The following is a 16,215-nucleotide window of genomic DNA, read 5'->3' as shown; positions in this document are numbered from 1 at the left end:
CGAAAAAGACGTCATCTGACATCCAACTCGAGCCAACATAAAGCTGGCATCGACATTCGGCACGCTGTTGAGTTCTCAAGAAACGAACACACACCACGCACGGCCTCACGACCGCCTCGGGGCAACTTCCCTACAGTAACGAAGCTCAACCCCAGGCACAAGACCCCGGGCCGCTCTTCCCCTCCGGAAGCGAGATGAAACATTACCCCCACCCCAGCCCCACACCAAATCGCCCCCCTGACCAGCACAAACACCAGGGAGCCCGGCGCAGCCCCGTGCGAGGGACAGGCACAGCCGTCAGAGTGACGCCCGGCGTAGGCGCAGGGCGTTGCCGATCACGCTGACCGAGCTCAGGGCCATGGCCGCAGCAGCCAGCTCAGGGGACAGCAGGACGCCGACCAGCGGGTATAGGGCGCCAGCCGCAAGCGGGATTCCCGCCCCGTTGTAGGCGAAGGCAAACCAGAGGTTCTGGCGGATGTTGCGCATGGTGGCGCGCGAGAGTGCACGCGCGCGGACCAGGGCGCGCAGGTCGCTGTGGAGCAGGACGATCCCCGCCCCCTCGACCGCCACGTCGGTCCCTGACCCCATGGCGATCCCCACATCAGCCGCCGCGAGCGCGGGCGCGTCGTTGACGCCGTCGCCGACCATCGCCACCACGCGTCCCTGCGCACGCAACTCGGCCACCAGCGCGGCCTTGTCCTCAGGACGCACCTCCGCCTCGACGCGCTCGATCCCGAGACTGTGCGCCACAGCCACCGCGGTGGCGCGTGCGTCGCCGGTGAGCATGACGACGTCCAGCCCCTCTGCGCGCAGCGCAGCCACGGCGGCGGGCGCGCTCTCCCGCACGAGGTCGGTCACGGCGAGCAGGCCGGCGGGGTCGCCGTCGACAGCAACGAGCACCGCGGTGCCGCCCCGGGCACGTAGCGCCGCGACGTCGCGCTCGAAGGCTCCGGCTCGCTCTACGCCGCTCTCGGCCAAGAACGCGGGGCTGCCCACGAGTACCCGCCGGCCTTCGACGAGCGCGCTCACGCCGCGGCCGGCGGGGGCCCGGAACTCGGTGGAGTCCGGCGCGGTGAGCCCGCGCTCCACCGCAGCGGCCTCGACGGCCCGCGCCAGGGGGTGCTCGCTGCCACGCTCGGCGGCCGCGGCCCAACGGAGCACGTCGTCCGCGTCGAACGCGCACTCGGTCGCGACGAGCTCGGCGGAGGGACGGCCCTGCGTGAGGGTGCCGGTCTTGTCGAGAACGACGACGTCGACACGCTCCAGCCGCTCGAGCGCTTCGGCGCTGCGCACGAGCACGCCGAGCTGGGCCCCCCGCCCCACCCCGACGCCGATCGACATGGGCGTGGCCAGGCCCAAGGCGCACGGGCACGCGATGATCAGCACCGATACCGCGACGACGAGCGCGTGCGGTAGCCGCGGCTCGGGCCCCGCGAGCGCCCACACGGCGAAGGCGACGACGGCCACCAGCACGACGACGGGCACGAAGACAGCGGAGACCCTGTCGGCGACGCGCTGGACGGGCGCCTTGGATCGCTGTGCCTCCTGGACGGACGCGACGATGCGCGCCAGCACGGTGTCGCGGCCCACCCCCTCGGCGCGCATGAGGAAGCCGCCGCCGGAGGCCGTCGTGCCGCCGACCACGGTGTCGCCCTCGGCCTTGGTGACCGGCATCGGCTCACCGGTGACCATCGACTCGTCGACGCTGGAGCGGCCCTCGACGACGACGCCGTCGACAGGTACCCGCTCGCCGGGGCGCACGCGCAGCAGATCCCCGACGGCCACCTGCTCCAGCGGCACCTCGACCTCCTCACCCCCGTGACCGCAGGCGGTGCGCGGGGTGACCCGCAGCGCCGTCGGCGGCGCCAGCCGCAGGAGGGCGCGCACTGCGCCCGACGTGCGCTCGCGCGCCCTGAGCTCGAGCACCTGCCCGACGAGCACGAGCGCCACGATGACGGCCGCCGGCTCGAAGTAGACGGCGGGACGGCCGCCCTCCCCCGCCAGCTCGGGCGGAAACACACCGGGCGCCACCGTCGCGACGACGCTGTAGAGCCAGGCGACGCCGACACCCAGCGCGATCAGGGTGAACATGTTCAGTCGGCGCGTGCGCACCGACGTCCACCCTCGCTCCAGGAAGGGCCATCCGGCCCACAGCACCACCGGCGTGGTGAGCACCAGCTGCACCCACGCGGAGGTGGCCGGAGGGAGGAGCCGGTGCAGCGCCGGCACGAGGTGGGAGCCCATCTCGAGGACGACGACGAGCGCCGCCAGCGCTGCGGCGACCCACAATCGGCGCGTCATGTCGGCCAGCTCGGGGTTGGGGCCGGCCTCGGCGGTGACCTCCAGTGGCTCGAGCGCCATGCCGCACTCGGGGCAGCTGCCGGGCCCCTGCTGGCGCACCTCGGGGTGCATCGGGCAGGTGTAGATCGCGCTCGGATCGTCGGGGGCGTTCGCGGCGCCGTCGTCCTCGGTGGTGCCACCGGCAAGGAACCGGGAACGGCAGTGCTCGGAGCAGAAGGCGTAGCGCTGCCCGTCGCGCTCGGCGGTGAGCGGACCGTCAGGGTCGACCGACATCCCGCAGACGGGGTCGATCGACCCGCTCGCCGCCGGCCCGGTGGTGCTCGTGTGTGCGTGCTGCTGCTGACCCACACCACCAAGGTACCCCCGGGGGGTATCCGAACGCGAGATGAGCGACGCTCGATGCCGCGCCCGAGACGTCTCGCAACAGCCCGTTCCAGCTGTCAGGCTGTGCGGGGACCAGGGGGAATGCAGCAGGAGGTCGGGGTGCGCGGCTCCAGGAGCGCGGATGGGGCGCGGACGTCCCTCTCGGTGCTCGGCGGCGTCGCCGAGGTCCGGGCCGACGCGCCCGCCGCCGTCCTCATGGTGGATCTGTCCACCCAGCGCGTCGTCTACGCCAACATCGTGGCCGAGCAGGTCGCCCCCGACCTCCCACTGCCCGTGAGCACCGAGGAGTGGTCGCGGCGGGCAGACCTGCGCGACCTCGACGGTGCCCCGCTGTCCGAGACGGAGCACCCGCTCTCCCGGGTGGCCCGCTTCGAGCCGGTCGCCGGGCAGGGAGTCTCCGCCGCTCGCTCCAGCGACCTGGGCAGCCGCCGCGAGCCGCTGTGGGTGGTGGCGCTGCCCCTCGACGACGCCCCCAACCTCACCGGCCACGCGCTCGTGGTGCTGCTCCCCGTGCGCGACCGCACGGCCTTGCAGGAACGTGCGGTGGCCGCACACCGCGACGGCGCGAGCGGTGACGCGCTGCGCTCGTCCGCGGTGCTGGCGACCGGCCTGTCCTTCACGGTGGCCGACGTCGACGACCCTGACTGCGCGCTGGCGTGGGTCAACCCCGCCTTCACCGCGGTCACCGGGTACTCCTTCGAGGAGACCGTGGGGCGCAACTGCCGTTTCCTCCAGGGTCCCGGAACGGACCCGGAGGTCCGCCGCGAGCTGCGCGAGGCCATCGCCGCTCGCGAGTCGATCACCGCCACGCTGCTCAACTACCGCAAGGACGGCACCGCCTTCTGGAACCAGCTGGCGCTCAGCCCCGTGCACGACGCATCGGGTCGGGTGACCCACATCGTGGGCATCCAGACCGACGTGTCGGGGCGCGTAGCCGCCGACGCTGAACGCGACCGGGCCCTCGCCGCCGAGCGCGCCGCGCGCGCCGAGGCCGAGAAGGCCCGCCAGAGACTGGCGCTGCTCGCCGAGGTCACGCGCCAGCTCAGTTCGACCACCGACGGCGAGCAGGCCATGCACCGCCTGGCCGGCCTGGTGCTGCCCCACCTGGGCGACTTCGCCATCCTCGCGATCGTCGGCGACGACGCCCCGGACCTGTCCGGCACCGCTGTCCGCCTCGACACGCCGGGGGGCCACCCGCCCGGGGCGAGCGTGTCGGGTCGCGACCTGCGCGACGTCGCCTGCGCCCACACCGATCCGGCACTCCAACCTCTGCTGGAGGCCTACTGCAAGGTCAGGCTCAGCCACCTCACCGCCGCCGGCCGGCAGGTGCTGAACTCCATGCTGATCGACGGCGAGCCGCGGCACGACGCCCCCGCCGGGCAGACCGGGACCTCTCCCACCGAGGCCCTCACGCCGCTCATGCACGGCGAGGCGCAGGACCTCCTCGAGCAGATGGAGTTGTCCTCGGTGGCGACCTTCCCGTTGCGCGGACGCGACCGCACGGTCGGGCTGCTCACTGTCGGCACCGGACCCGACCGGACCCCGCTGACACAGGGCCAGCTGGACCTCGGGGCCGACATCGCCATCCGCGCCGGCCTGGCTCTCGACATCGCCCGGCTGTACCGCCAGCAGCGGGACCTCGCCGCAGGCCTGCAACGGTCACTGCTCACGCTCACCAGCCCGACCACACCGCACGGCCTGGAGCTTGCGGTGCGCTACGCAGCCGCTGCGGAGGCCGCGCAGGTCGGCGGGGACTTCTACGACGTCTTCGTCCAGCCCGGCGGCGCGACCATGCTCACCATCGGCGACGTCATGGGTCACGACACCCAGGCTGCCGCCGGCATGGCGCAGCTGCGCTCCATCGTCCGCGCCCTCGGCGCAGCCGGCGACGATGGCCCGGCCGCGGTGGTCGCCAGCACGGACCGCGTCATGTCCGTGCTGCGCCTCGACACCACCGCCACCGCGCTCGTGGCGCGCTGGGAGGACGGCGAGCTCGTGTGGTCCAACGCCGGCCACCCGCCGCCGGTCGTCGTCGCCCCGGATGGCACCGTCGGCACCCTGACCAGCGAGACCACCGACCTCCTGCTCGGTGTCAAGGCCGACGCACCCCGCCAGGAACTGCGCACGCCCCTGGCGCGAGGCACCACGGTGCTGCTCTACACCGACGGCCTCGTCGAGCGGCGCGGGCAACCGCTCGACCGCGGTCTGCGGCGCCTGCAGGACGAGCTGGCCGACCTGCACGCGCACGAACTCGACTTGGAAATGCTCGTCGATGCCCTGCTTCTGCGTCTGCTGCCCGAGCACCCTGCCGACGACGTCGCCGTGCTCGCCCTGCGGGTCCAGACCGCCTGACCCCAGAGGCGCCGTCAGCCGATCGACATCAGAGAGGCGCGGTGCCCTCGGCCACCTGCGCGGGGTGGTGCCGCACGAGGAACGAGCGCAGGTTCTTCGCGGCCAGCACATCACCGGCCCGCACACCCCGGGACAGCACCCGGCGCGCCTCGACGATCCGCCCGCGGCGCTCCAGCAGCAGACCGAGGTTGTTCCACGCCCGCGGCTCGCCCCCCTCGGCGAGGGCGCGGAGCACGGCCTCGGCGCCGTCGAGGTCGCCCAGGTCCTCCTCCAGCGCCAGCGACAGGCGGATCGCGCTCGTCGGGTCTCCCGCCGCTGCGCCCGCACGCAGCAGCTGCAGCGCCTCGGCGTGCGCGGCCCGGTCACCGCGGCGCACGCCCCGCACGCGCAGCAGCCAGGCGAGGTCGCCGCGGGCGTCGTCGTCGTACCCAGCCCCCGCCCGCAGCAGCTGCTCCACCTCGCTGTCCACCGGCAGCGCGGCGACGGCCTCGTCACCGCCGCCCTGGTCGGCGGAGCCGCGGGTGAGCTCGCTGAACATCCACGTGCCCAGCACCGCGGCGGCCTCGGCGTCGCCGGCGGCGGCCGCTGTCCTCAGGAGGTCGCGCGCGTCGTCCTCGCCGCCGCCCACCCCCGGCTCGCCGCCGTGCCAGCGCCAGACGTCCGCGAGGAAGACCAGTGCCCGCGGGTCCCCCGCCCGGCGCGCCTCCTGGTAGGCGCGCTCCGCGCCGGCCCAGTCCTCCAGCCGCTCGCGGGCGATACCGAGGTTGAGACCCGCGAGCGGGTCACCCTGGTCCACGGCACGAGCGAACGCCGTCTCGGCCTCCTGATCGCGGCCCAGATCGAGCAGGGCGTTGCCCAGACCGAGGAGCGCGTCGCGGTCTCCGAGTGCGACGGCGCGGGCGAAGGCCTCGGCGGCCTCCTCGAAGCGCCCCGCCTCCGCAGCGTCTACGCCTCGGTCGTGCTCTGAGTCCGCGTCCACGCCCGTACTGTGCCAAGCCCGGCGTCGGGCGTGGGGGGCAGGAGCAGGGTCAGCGGGGCCGCCGCGGAGGGAGTGCGCAGGTCGCGCAGATCCCTCGGTCCCGCCACGTGGCGCCCGTCCCCCCGGCGAGGAGTGGGTACTCGCCACGGCACGGGCGAAACCTCCGGACGAGCCTGCAGCAGCAGTGTCCTGGTGCGACGGGCCGCGCGGCCGCGGACGGCTGCCACGACGAGGAGCACCAGCGCCACGGCACCCACGCCGGCGGCCAGTGACGCCGGGACGGCATCGAGGGCGGCGAACACCGCGGCCTCCACCGCCAGCACGCAGGCACCTCCGGCCACCGACCAGGAGCTCACCACCCGGTGCCCGCCGGGCGCCCACACGTCTCCGGGGGACCGCCGCGCCGAGCGGGCCACCGCCACGGCGACGGCAAGCGCCTGCTCGTCCTGGGAGTGCAGGCCCCGCTGCGCGGCCGTCATGACAGCTCGACGGCGCGCCCGGGGCATCGCCCGCCAGGCCGCCATGGCCGCCCTGCGCTGCTCACGCTCCTGGTGGTCACCCCTCACCCCACCGAGGATCTCGCCCGCTGGCCCCGTCGACCGGTTGCGACACGCGGGACGACAGCACGGGGTCGGCCGGCTCGGCCGGCTCGGCTCGTGCGTCTGACTCGGTGGGAGCCGGCACCAGCGGCAGTTCCACGCGGAACACCGTCTGACCCGGCCGGGAGCGAACCGTGAGGCTGCCCCGGTGCTTGTGGGTGACGATGCGCCAGGAGATGTCCAGGCCCAGGCCGGTTCCCTCACCCACGGGCTTGGTGGTGAAGAACGGCTCGAAGATGCGACCCAGGACCTGCGGGGCGATACCGGTGCCGGAGTCCTGCACCTCGACGACGGCGCACTCGCCGGAGCGCAGCGTCCTCACGACGAGCTCGCGCGATCCCTCGGGCTGCTCGGCCATCGCCGCGACGGCGTTGACCACGAGGTTGGTCCACACCTGGTTGAGCTCGGCGCCGTAGGCGGGCACCAGCGGCAGAGACCTGTCGTACTCCTTGACGACCCGCACCCCGGCGAGCTTGCCGCTGAGCATGGTCAGGGTGGAGTCGAGCAGCTCGTGCAGGTCGACGTCGCGGAACGGTGCCCTGTCGAGCTGGGAGTACTGGGCGGCGGCGCCCACCAGGTGGGAGATGCGGGTGGCCGACTCGGCGATCTCACCCAGGAGCAGCTCGGTCTCTACCGTGTAGCGCAACCACCCGACGGCGCCCGGGAGCGATCCCTCGGGGGCTGCGGCAGCCACGGTGTCGAGCCAGTCAACGTCGATACCGCCCGCCACGAAGACCGGGGCGACGTCCCAGGAGCCGGCGAGGCCGTGGTCGTCGAGCCAGTCGGCGACGGCGTCCTCGCGCTCGCCTGCCTCGAGGGGGCCCAGCGCAGGAGCCTTGGCAGCGCGGCGGACCGCCTCCTCCTGGAAGCGGATGAGCGCGGAGATGGTGGCCGGCTCCATGCGACCGCTGCCGATGAACTCGAGCTTGTGGCGCATCGCGGCGACCCGGTCGCGCAGCGCCTCGACGGCGCGCACGGCCGCCGCGGCCGGGTTGTTGAGCTCGTGCGTGAGGCCCGCGGACAGCGCCCCCAGGGCCAGGAGCCGCTCGCGCTCGGCGACGCGCTGCTGACTGGTCCGCATGCCCTCGTAGAGGCCCTCGAGCAGGTGGGCGGCCATCGGGAACCACTCGCGCAGCACCGTCGCGAGGACGGAGGCGTCGAGCTCCAGCACGACGCTCGGGCGGGTGGTGCGGCCGCTGTTGACATAGGTCGGGGCGGCGTGCTCCCCCAGGTAGGCCTGCGTGGCGCCCATGTAGACACCGCGCTGGGAAGTGCGCGCGATCTCGACGTCGTCGGTGCCGACCCGCCGGCTGGTGACGACCTCGCCCTCGACGAGTACCCAGAACAGCCGAGCGGGCTCGCCCTGGGTGAACAGCGGACCGGGCCCCACGCGTCGCAGGGTGCTGCGCTCGCAGATCCAGGTGCGCTGTGCATCGGTCAGATCGGCGAAGAGGAACAGGGTGCTCAGGAGCTCGGGCGTGCAGCGCAGCTCACCGACGGTGGTGTCCACGCCGTCCTCAGCGCCGGGGAAGGTCACCGCTGTTCCAGGTCTGCTCGAGGTAGCGGTGCACGAGTGTCACGGCCATCGCTCCCTCGCCGACAGCGGAGGCGACGCGCTTGACCGACCCGGAGCGCACGTCACCGGCCACGAACACCCCGGGGACGGAGGCCTCGAGGTGGTAGGGATCGCGCTGGAGGTCCCAGCCGGGTGGCGGGTCACCCCCACGCATCAGGTCAGGTCCGGCGACGACGTAGCCGTACTCGTCGCGCACAGCCGTGCCCTCGAGCCAGTCGGTGCGGGGAGCGGCGCCGATGAACACGAAGAGCCGGTCGGAGGCCACCTCCTCGCGCCCCCGCGGGGTATCCAGCACCAGGCGCTGGAGCCTGTTCTCCCCCCGGACCTCGACCACCTGCGTGCCCGCGCGGACGGTGACGTTGGGCAGGGCCGCGATCTGGTCGATGAGGTAGGCCGACATGGTCGCCTCGAGCCCGGCGCCGCGGACGAGGATCGTCACCGACCGAGCGCGCCCCGCGAGGAACACCGCCGCCTGCCCGGCGGAGTTGGCACCACCGACGACGTGCACGTCGACGCCCTCGCAGCCGGCGGCCTCGGTGAGGGCGGAGCCGTAGTAGACCCCCGCCCCGGTGAGCGCCTCGACGCCCGGCACGTCGAGCGTGCGGTAGGAGACGCCGGTGGCCAGCAGCACGGCGTGCCCGGAGACCCGCGAGCCGTCCGAGAGCACCACCGTCCGCGCCGGCCCGTCGGTCTCCAGCGCCACCGCGTCGCAGGCGGTGAGGACCTCCACGCCGAACCTGTCCACCTGGCGGCGGGCGCGGTCGGTGAGCTGGGCGCCGGAGATGCCGTCGGGGAAGCCGAGGTAGTTCTCGATGCGGGAGCTCTGCCCCGCCTGACCGCCGGTGGCGCTGCGCTCCACGAGCACGGTGCGCAAGCCCTCGGATGCGCCGTACACGGCCGCCCCGAGGCCGGCGGGCCCGCCGCCGACCACCACGAGGTCGTAGAAGTCGGCGTCGGCGGCGGTGTGCAGACCGACGGCAGCGGCGAGCTGGGCCTCGGTGGGGCGCTCCAACCACCCGCCGTCGGGAAGGACCACCACCGGCAGCGCCAGCCCCTCGGCGCCCGTGGCGGCGAGCAGCAGCCCAGCCTCGGCGGCGTCGGAGGGCAGGGAGCGGTAGGGCACCTGGTTGCGGGCCAGGAAATCACGCAGGGTGAAGAAGTCGGGTGACCAGCGGTCTCCCACCACCTTCACCTCGGGGCGCCCGCGCTCGCTGGCGCGACGGTCACGGCGCCACGCCTCCAGCAGCGCGTCGAGCACCGGGTAGAGCTTCTCCTCCGGCGGGTCCCACGGCTTGAGGAGGTAGTGGTCGAGGTCGACGACGTTGATGGCGTCGATGGCTGCGCTGGTGTCGGCGTAGGCGGTAAGGAGCACGCGCCGCGCCGCAGGGTGCAGGTCCATCGCCTGCTCGAGGAACTCGATGCCGGACATGCCTGGCATCCGGTGGTCGGCGAGGAGCACGGCCACCGGATGGCCGCGCAGGGCCAGATCGCGCAGTGCCTCGAGCGCCACCGGCCCGGACTCCGCACGGACCACGCGGTACCGCTCGCCGTAGCGACGCCGCAGGTCACGGGCCACGGCGCGACTGACGGACGGGTCGTCGTCGACGGTGAGGATCGCGGGGCGCACTGCCGCGGCAGGACTGGTGGCGGGCTCGCTCACCGCGGAAGGCTCGCACGCCCCGCCGGAAACCGGCGTGTGACGAGTGCGTTTCACGTGCCCCAGAGCGAGCGGGAGCGGATCACCATAGGGCATGACCGTCACCCGGCCAACCGTCGCAACCAGCATGCCGCCGGTGGTCCCGGCGCCGGCACCCGCCGAGACCGCCCTCCCCGAGCAGCGCATCAGCGTGCGCCACGAGCCGGAGCGCCGCCGCTTCGTCCTCGACGTCGGCGGGCGCCGTGCAGGCTTCGTGGAGTACTTCGAGACCGGCGCCCGCCGGGTGTTCGTGCATACCGAGGTCGGTCAGATCTTCAGCGGGCGGGGCCTCGCGAGCGTTCTCGTGCGCAGCGCGCTCGAGACCACCCGCGAGGAGCGCCGCGAGGTCGCCGCCGTCTGCCCCTTCGTGCGGCGCTGGCTGGAGTCGCACGAGGGCTTCGAGGACATCGCGCCCCTCTGATCCCCGCCGCGACCGCAGCCCGACCAGCGGCCCGGTCAGCGGCGCGTGGAGAAGGCCGCGTCGAAGGCAGCGGCCGGCGGGGAGATCTTCGCCAGCTCGCGGACCATCGCCAGCGCTTGCGGTGCACCGACGAGGCGGTCCATGCCGGCGTCCTCCCACTCCACGCTCGTGGGACCGGTGTAGCCGATGGCGTTGAGGGTGCGGAAGATCGGCTCCCACTCGACGTGACCGTGGCCGGCGGTGACGAAGTCCCATCCGCGGCGCGGGTCGGCCCACGGCAGGTGCGAGCCGAGGCGGCCGTTGCGGCCGTCGAGGTGCCGCACCGACTCCTTGACGTGGACGTGGTAAATCTTCTCGGCGAAGTCCTGCAGGAACATCACCGGGTCGAGGTCCTGCCAGATGAAGTGCGACGGGTCGAAGTTGAGCCCGAAGCCCGGCCGGTCGAGCACCTCGAGGGTCTTCTTGGCTGTCCAGTAGTCGTAGGCGATCTCGCTGGGGTGCACTTCGAGCGCGAAGCGCACGCCGACCTCGTCGAAGACGTCGATGATCGGGTTCCAGCGGCGGGCGAAGTCTTCGTAGCCGCGCTCGATCATGCCGGCCGGAGGCGGCGGGAACATCGCCACGCACTTCCAGATCGAGGAGCCGGTGAAGCCGGTGACGGTCTTCACGCCCATCGCGGCGGCGGCGCGGGCCGTCATCTTCAGCGCGTCCGCGGCGCGCTGGCGCACGCCCTCGGGGTCTCCATCACCCCACACGCGCGGAGAAAGCATGTCCTCGTGGCGCTCGTCGATCGGGTCGTCGCAGACCGCCTGGCCGGTGAGGTGGTTGGAGATGGCGAAGACCTGCAGGCCGTTCTCGGCGAGGATCCGCTGCTTCTCCTCGAGGTAGCCGTCCTCCTCCACCACGCGGTACGGGTCGAGGTGGTCTCCCCAGCAGGCGATCTCCAGTCCGTCGAAGCCCCACTCGCCCGCGAGCCGGGCCACCTCGGTGAAGGGCAGGTCGGCCCACTGGCCGGTGAACAGCGTGATCGGTCGCGTCATCGTCGAAGCTCCTGCTCGTCAGCGGGCACGGGACACCAGCATGGACCTACCAGCCGGTAGGTCGCCCTCCTGGGGCGGGCTCAGACGTCGCGGACGGTGGCCGCGCGGCGCTGCAAGGTGGGGATGAGCGCCTCGGGCCGCATGACCGCGTCGACCTCGCGGTCTCCCAGCAGGTCGTGCTCGAGCTTGGTCTCGCCAGCGGTCTGGCCCGTCGGGCTCGCGGTCGTTGCCCTGACGGTCTGCGTGGCCGACACGGCGGCGAGCCTAGCCGCGGGGTGCGGGCGGCTGCGCGCCGTCGTGCTGGACGGTCAGCGCCGCCGCGGCGGTGGCCGCCTCGACCGCAGCGCGACGGTCGTCACCGGCCGCGAGGCGTGCCGCGAGCACCCCACAGAAGGAGTCACCCGCTCCGGTGGTGTCGACGACGTGGGCGACGGGCTGACCCGGCACCTCCAGCTCGCCCCAGCGCGATCCCGCGGCGCCGAGCGTCACGAGCAGGGACGGCGGCGCAGCGTCGTCGTCCCCCAACTGCTCGTGCAGAAGCTCGGCCTCGTGCTCGTTGACGACGACGGGGTCGGCCAGGGCGAGTACGTCCGCAGGCAGCTGCGCGAACGGTGCCAGGTTGAGGACCACGCGCGCGCCACGGGCGACGGCCCGGCGCACCCCCTCGGCGACGACGTCGAGCGGCAGCTCGAGCTGCGCCAGGAGCACGTCTCCCGGAGCGAGGCCGTCGAGCGCAGCGAGGTCGTCGCGGGTGACCCGGTGGTTGGCCCCGGGGGCGACGACGATGGTGTTCTCACCGCGGGCGTCGACGCAGATGACCGCGGTGCCGGTGGCCACCCCAGACGCCTCGCGGAGGGCGGCCACGTCCACGCCGAACGCTTCCAGGCGGCGGCGGTACTCGCGGCCGGGCTCGTCGTCGCCCACCGCGCCGACCAGTGACGTCGGTGCGCCCGCCCCAGCGGAAGCGACGGCCTGGTTACCGCCCTTGCCGCCGAAGCGGCGCTCGAGATCGCCCGCGAGCAGCGTCTCGCCGCCGCGCGGATGGCGCTCGACCTGCAGGTGCAGATCGAGATTGACCGACCCCAGCACGACCACCTTGCTCACGGCCGCGAGCCTAGGTGTGGACGCCAGCCGCCGATCAGTCGTCCAGCTGCAGCTCGCCCAGGCGCGACCAGTCGTCCTGGTCGAGCTGGAAGTTCACGATCTGCGGGCGCTCCGCGACGTAGGCGCCCAGGGTGCTCATGGCGTGCTGGAAGTGGTCGCTGGTGACGTGCGGGCCAGCGCCGTCGTCGGTGAAGGCCTCCAGCAGCACGTACTCCGTCGGGTCGTCGACGCTGCGGGACCAGTCGAAGAAGAGGTTCTTAGGCTCGGCCCGCGTCGCCGCGGTGAAGTCGGCCACCGTCTCGAGCCAGCTGTCGGCGTGCTCGGGCTTGATGCGCCACTTGACGGCGATGAAGATCACGGGTGCGCTCCTCGGGACGACGGCGTCGGGTAGGAGAGCCAGCAGCGGGACTTGAACCCGCAACCGCCCGATTACAAGTCGGGTGCGCTACCAGTTGCGCCATGCTGGCCGGCGCGCCAGGTGCGGGCGCGTCACCCCCACAGTAAGGCGCGCGGTCGCCGATCGTGGGACGTGGCTGGTAGACCGGAGCCCGTGCCAGACGAAGGAGTCGTGAAGGTCGGCGTCGTGGGGCTCGGCTGGGCCGGGCAGCAGCACCTCGAGGCGTACGCGGCGCGGCCCGACGTCCAGGTGGTGGCCCTCGCGGGCCTGGAGGCGGACCTGCTCGCCTCCCTCGGGACGGCGCACGGGGCGCGGCACCTCGTGGCCCGCTGGCAGGACCTCCTCGACGTCGAGGGCCTGCAGGCCGTGAGCATCGCCGTACCGACGGCGCTGCACGCGCCGATCGCCGTCGCCGCCCTCCAGCGGGGCCTGCACGTGCTGTGCGAGAAACCGATCGCCCGCGACGCGCCCGAGGCCGCCACGATGGTCGAGGCGGCGCGCACCGCCGGGCGGGTGCTGGACGTGGTGTTCAACCACCGGCAGCGCGGTGACGTGCAGGCGCTGCGGCAGCTGGTGGCCTCCGGCGAGCTGGGCAGGCCGTACGCGGCCCGGGCGTGGTGGCTGCGGCGCCGGGGCATCCCCATGCTCGGCAGCTGGTTCACCAACGCGGAGGCCTCCGGGGGCGGACCTCTGGTGGACATCGGTGTCCACTGCCTCGACTGGGCGCTCCACGTGCTCGGGGAGCCGCGCGTGGTGGCCGCCAGCGCGGTGACGTTCTCCGAGCTAGGTCCGCGCGGGTTGGGGGGCAGCCGCGGCGGGAGCAAGTCGCTGACCGGTGCGGCGTCCGCGTACGAGGTCGAGGACCTCGCGCACGCTTTCCTGCGGCTGGAGGGCGGCGGGCTGCTGCAACTGGAGACCTCGTGGGCGATGTTCCGGGAGACCGAGGACCAGCTCGGCATGACCGTCACCGGCACCGACGGCGGCGCCGAGCTCGTGGTCCGCGGAGCACCGGCACCCGTGGGTGACCTGCGGGTCTTTACCGACAGCCCGCTCACGGCCGACGGCGAGGCCGCGGACCGGACGGTGCCGGTGCGACCTGGGCGGGGCCACGCGGCGGTGGTCGACGCGTTCGTCGGCGTCGTCCGCGGCGACCCTTCCGCGTGGAAGGACCATGACGGGTCGCTGGCGCTGGACCGCGCCCGTGTCATCGACGCGTGCTACGCCTCGGCGCGTCAGAACCGGGAGGTCGTGCTGTGAGTGAGGCGATCAGGGTCACCGTCTGGAACGAGGGCGTGCACGAGTCACGCCAGCACCCGGAGTGGATCGGGCAGATCTACCCCGAGGGCATGCACGGGGCCATCGCTGCTGGCATCTCCGAGCACCTCGGGGAGCTCGCCGTCGTCCGCACCGCGACCCTGGCCTCGCAGCCCGACCACGGGCTCACCGAGGAGGTGCTGGCCGGCACCGACGTGCTGCTCTGGTGGGGGCACGCAGCACACGAGCAGGTCAGCGATGAGGTGGTGGCCCGCGTGCATCGACACGTGCTGGCCGGGATGGGTTTCATCGGGCTGCACTCGGCCCACTACTCGAAGATCTTCACGCGGCTGCTCGGCACGACGTGCTCGCTGGCGTGGCGCAACGAGGGCGAGCGCGAGCTCGTGTGGACCACCGACCCGTCGCACCCGATCGCCCGGGGCGTGCCGAACCCGATCGTCATCGAGAAGCAGGAGATGTACGGGGAGCCGTTCGGGATCCCCCACCCCGACGAGGTGGTGTTCCTGTCCAGCTTCGCCGGGGGCGAGGTGTTCCGGTCGGGGGTCACCTACCAGCGCGGGCAGGGGCGGGTCTTCTACTTCTCCCCCGGCGACCAGGAGTACCCGGTCTACCAGCACCCGGACGTGCGCCGGGTGCTGGCCAATGCCGTCGTGTGGGCGCACCGTCCCGAGGCGACGCGGCTCACGGAAGAGCAGCTGGGGTGCACCCACCCGCCTCGCCGCTTCTGAGGCCGCCGCCCGCTCCTCGCGCGGGCTTCAGTGGCTGAGGGCTGCGATCTCGGGGGACGACGACGAGGCGGCCGGCGGGAGCGCGGCTGCCGCCGGCACACGCCACCCACCGACGACCAGCGCGAGCGCCGCGAGCGCCAGACCGGCGAGGCCGATCGTGGCGAAGCCCCACTGCGCGCCGAAGGCGTCGACAGCTACCCCGGTGAGCGGGGCACCGACGGCGTCGCCCAGCGTCAGCGCCGAGGCGTGCACGCCGAGCACGAGCCCGCGCGCACTGGCGGGCGTGGCGTGCGTGAGGGCCTCCGCCGTCCCGGCCATGAGGGGGGCGCAGAACAGGCCCGTCGGCACGATGAGCAGCGCCAACGCAGGCCAGCTGCCCGCCAGGGAGACGGGCAGGGCGGTGACCGCCAGCAGCAGGAGCACGACGAGCGGCGACGGACGGCGCTGCAGCGCGCCGAACACGAAGCCACCGGCGAGCGAGGCGAAGCACCAGATGACGAAGACGAGCCCGAGGTGGGGCACGGCGTTCCAGGACGTCATGACGGCCGAGAGCGCGGTGTCGGTGCCGCTCACCGTGACCGTTGCGGCCGCGGTGACCAGCAGGAGCGCAGCGACCGGGCGAGTCAGCCAGTTGCGCAGGCGCGGGCGCTCTGCGCGCTCGCCCTCCGCGACGGTCCGGGTGAGCTCGCGGGTGAGTTCAGCGTCACGCACCGGCGGGTTGAGCACGAAGAGGGCGGCACCCGCCGCGAGGACAAGACCGGCGATGGCGGTCAGCGTGGTGACGGCCGTCGTGGCGGTGTAGAGCGCGATCCCCGCGGCCGGGCCCACGGCGAAGCTCAGCTCCACCGCCATCGAGTCCAGCGAGAAGCCGGGACGTCGCTGCTCAGGGGTGAGCAACGCCGCCAGCGCCTGGCGTGTCACGGAGAACACCGGCAGTGACAGCACGCCCGCGACCAGAGCAGCGGGCAGCAGCGTCGAGTACTGCAGGTGCGGCGCGACCGCCCAGAAGGCGGTGGAGGCGACGGTCGTCACGACGACGACGGGGCGCAGCCCCACCCTGTCGACGGCGCGGCCCACCAGCGGTGCACCGACCGCAGCGCCCACGGCGAAGGCAGCGCCCAGCAGACCCGCGAGGCCGTACCCGTGGCCGAGGTCGAGCACCACGTGGAGGGTGAGCACCACGGGCGCGGCGGTGATCGGGATGCGCGCGAAGAGCCCGATGAGGATGACGGCGGGGACCCCGCGGCGTGCGAGCACGCGGCGGTAGACAGCGAGAGACAACGACGTTCCGTTCACGAACAGGCGCCGACGGGCGCCGCGGCCGGGTCAGCACCCCGGCGGTGGGCCGACCCGGGACGCGAGT

The 16,215-nt window shown here is 73.4% G+C and carries 14 protein-coding genes and 1 tRNA gene; 4 read left to right on the top strand and 11 right to left on the bottom strand.

The window, feature by feature from the left end; all coding sequences use genetic code 11:
- Nucleotides 1–297: 297 nt before the first annotated feature.
- Nucleotides 298–2,649, bottom strand: coding sequence for a heavy metal translocating P-type ATPase (locus tag BXY45_RS14465; RefSeq protein WP_211319583.1), 2,352 nt, complete (start codon nt 2,647–2,649; stop codon nt 298–300).
- Nucleotides 2,650–2,784: 135 nt separating this feature from the next.
- On the opposite strand from BXY45_RS14465, the gene BXY45_RS14460 reads away from it, so the two are divergent.
- The gene (locus BXY45_RS14460) at nt 2,785–5,037 is read left to right on the top strand and encodes a SpoIIE family protein phosphatase (protein WP_177524092.1); all 2,253 of its coding nucleotides are present in this window, start codon (nt 2,785–2,787) and stop codon (nt 5,035–5,037) included.
- Between the two features lie 28 nt (nt 5,038–5,065).
- Here BXY45_RS14460 and BXY45_RS14455 read toward each other — a convergent pair whose 3' ends face one another.
- Genes BXY45_RS14455 through BXY45_RS14445 form a run of 4 tightly spaced genes read right to left on the bottom strand, consistent with a single transcriptional unit; the run spans nt 5,066 to nt 9,851 of the window.
- On the bottom strand, nt 5,066–6,016 hold the full coding sequence (locus tag BXY45_RS14455) for a tetratricopeptide repeat protein (RefSeq protein WP_146211217.1): 951 nt from the start codon (nt 6,014–6,016) through the stop codon (nt 5,066–5,068).
- Nucleotides 5,983–6,582: a hypothetical protein gene (locus BXY45_RS22930; protein WP_146211216.1), complete on the bottom strand. Its 600-nt coding sequence runs from the start codon at nt 6,580–6,582 to the stop codon at nt 5,983–5,985. The genes BXY45_RS14455 and BXY45_RS22930 overlap by 34 nt, the downstream gene beginning before the upstream one ends.
- Complete coding sequence (locus tag BXY45_RS14450) at nt 6,572–8,125, bottom strand: sensor histidine kinase (protein ID WP_245961832.1); 1,554 nt, start codon at nt 8,123–8,125, stop codon at nt 6,572–6,574. The genes BXY45_RS22930 and BXY45_RS14450 overlap by 11 nt, the downstream gene beginning before the upstream one ends.
- 7 nt (nt 8,126–8,132) lie before the next feature.
- A complete protein-coding gene (locus tag BXY45_RS14445) occupies nt 8,133–9,851 on the bottom strand; it encodes an NAD(P)/FAD-dependent oxidoreductase (RefSeq protein ID WP_245961831.1) in 1,719 nt (572 codons plus the stop codon).
- A 133-nt stretch (nt 9,852–9,984) separates the two neighbouring features.
- Here BXY45_RS14445 and BXY45_RS14440 point away from each other — a divergent pair, with 133 nt between their 5' ends.
- The gene (locus tag BXY45_RS14440; protein WP_170131529.1) at nt 9,985–10,308 is read left to right on the top strand and encodes a GNAT family N-acetyltransferase; all 324 of its coding nucleotides are present in this window, start codon (nt 9,985–9,987) and stop codon (nt 10,306–10,308) included.
- A 35-nt stretch (nt 10,309–10,343) separates the two neighbouring features.
- Here the strand turns inward: BXY45_RS14440 and BXY45_RS14435 are convergent, their stop codons facing one another.
- The 5 genes from BXY45_RS14435 to BXY45_RS14420 form a co-directional block, all read right to left on the bottom strand.
- A complete protein-coding gene (locus BXY45_RS14435; RefSeq protein WP_109775213.1) occupies nt 10,344–11,348 on the bottom strand; it encodes a sugar phosphate isomerase/epimerase family protein in 1,005 nt (334 codons plus the stop codon).
- An 80-nt stretch (nt 11,349–11,428) separates the two neighbouring features.
- Nucleotides 11,429–11,602 carry a hypothetical protein gene (locus BXY45_RS23350; RefSeq protein ID WP_170131528.1) on the bottom strand — a complete coding sequence of 58 codons (174 nt, stop codon included), beginning with the start codon at nt 11,600–11,602 and terminating at the stop codon, nt 11,429–11,431.
- A gap of 10 nt (nt 11,603–11,612) precedes the next feature.
- Nucleotides 11,613–12,452 carry a ribokinase gene (locus tag BXY45_RS14430; RefSeq protein WP_109775212.1) on the bottom strand — a complete coding sequence of 280 codons (840 nt, stop codon included), beginning with the start codon at nt 12,450–12,452 and terminating at the stop codon, nt 11,613–11,615.
- 34 nt (nt 12,453–12,486) lie between these two features.
- Nucleotides 12,487–12,810 (bottom strand): putative quinol monooxygenase, encoded by a 324-nt coding sequence (locus tag BXY45_RS14425; protein ID WP_109775211.1) that lies wholly within the window; start codon nt 12,808–12,810, stop codon nt 12,487–12,489.
- Nucleotides 12,811–12,846: 36 nt separating this feature from the next.
- Nucleotides 12,847–12,919 (bottom strand) — tRNA-Thr (locus BXY45_RS14420).
- 101 nt (nt 12,920–13,020) lie between these two features.
- On the opposite strand from BXY45_RS14420, the gene BXY45_RS14415 reads away from it, so the two are divergent.
- Both BXY45_RS14415 and BXY45_RS14410 read left to right on the top strand, forming a co-directional pair.
- The gene (locus tag BXY45_RS14415) at nt 13,021–14,106 is read left to right on the top strand and encodes a Gfo/Idh/MocA family protein (protein WP_170131527.1); all 1,086 of its coding nucleotides are present in this window, start codon (nt 13,021–13,023) and stop codon (nt 14,104–14,106) included.
- Nucleotides 14,103–14,852, top strand: coding sequence for a ThuA domain-containing protein (locus tag BXY45_RS14410; RefSeq protein WP_109775209.1), 750 nt, complete (start codon nt 14,103–14,105; stop codon nt 14,850–14,852). Before BXY45_RS14415 ends, BXY45_RS14410 begins: the two co-directional genes overlap by 4 nt.
- Before the next feature lie 27 nt (nt 14,853–14,879).
- Here the strand turns inward: BXY45_RS14410 and BXY45_RS14405 are convergent, their stop codons facing one another.
- The gene (locus tag BXY45_RS14405; RefSeq protein WP_170131526.1) at nt 14,880–16,133 is read right to left on the bottom strand and encodes an MFS transporter; all 1,254 of its coding nucleotides are present in this window, start codon (nt 16,131–16,133) and stop codon (nt 14,880–14,882) included.
- Nucleotides 16,134–16,215: the final 82 nt, after the last annotated feature.

The organism is Quadrisphaera granulorum, assembly GCF_003149145.1.
Lineage (GTDB): Bacteria > Actinomycetota > Actinomycetes > Actinomycetales > Quadrisphaeraceae > Quadrisphaera > Quadrisphaera granulorum.
The sequence above is the reverse complement of the archived record's forward strand: the minus strand, read 5'-3'. Positions and strand labels throughout refer to the sequence as shown.

What these genes read in the sequence shown, in the direction of transcription:
- BXY45_RS14435 (WP_109775213.1), bottom strand. Translation starts at nt 11,348, where the DNA reads ATGACGCGACCGATCACGCTGTTCACCGGCCAGTGGGCCGACCTGCCC.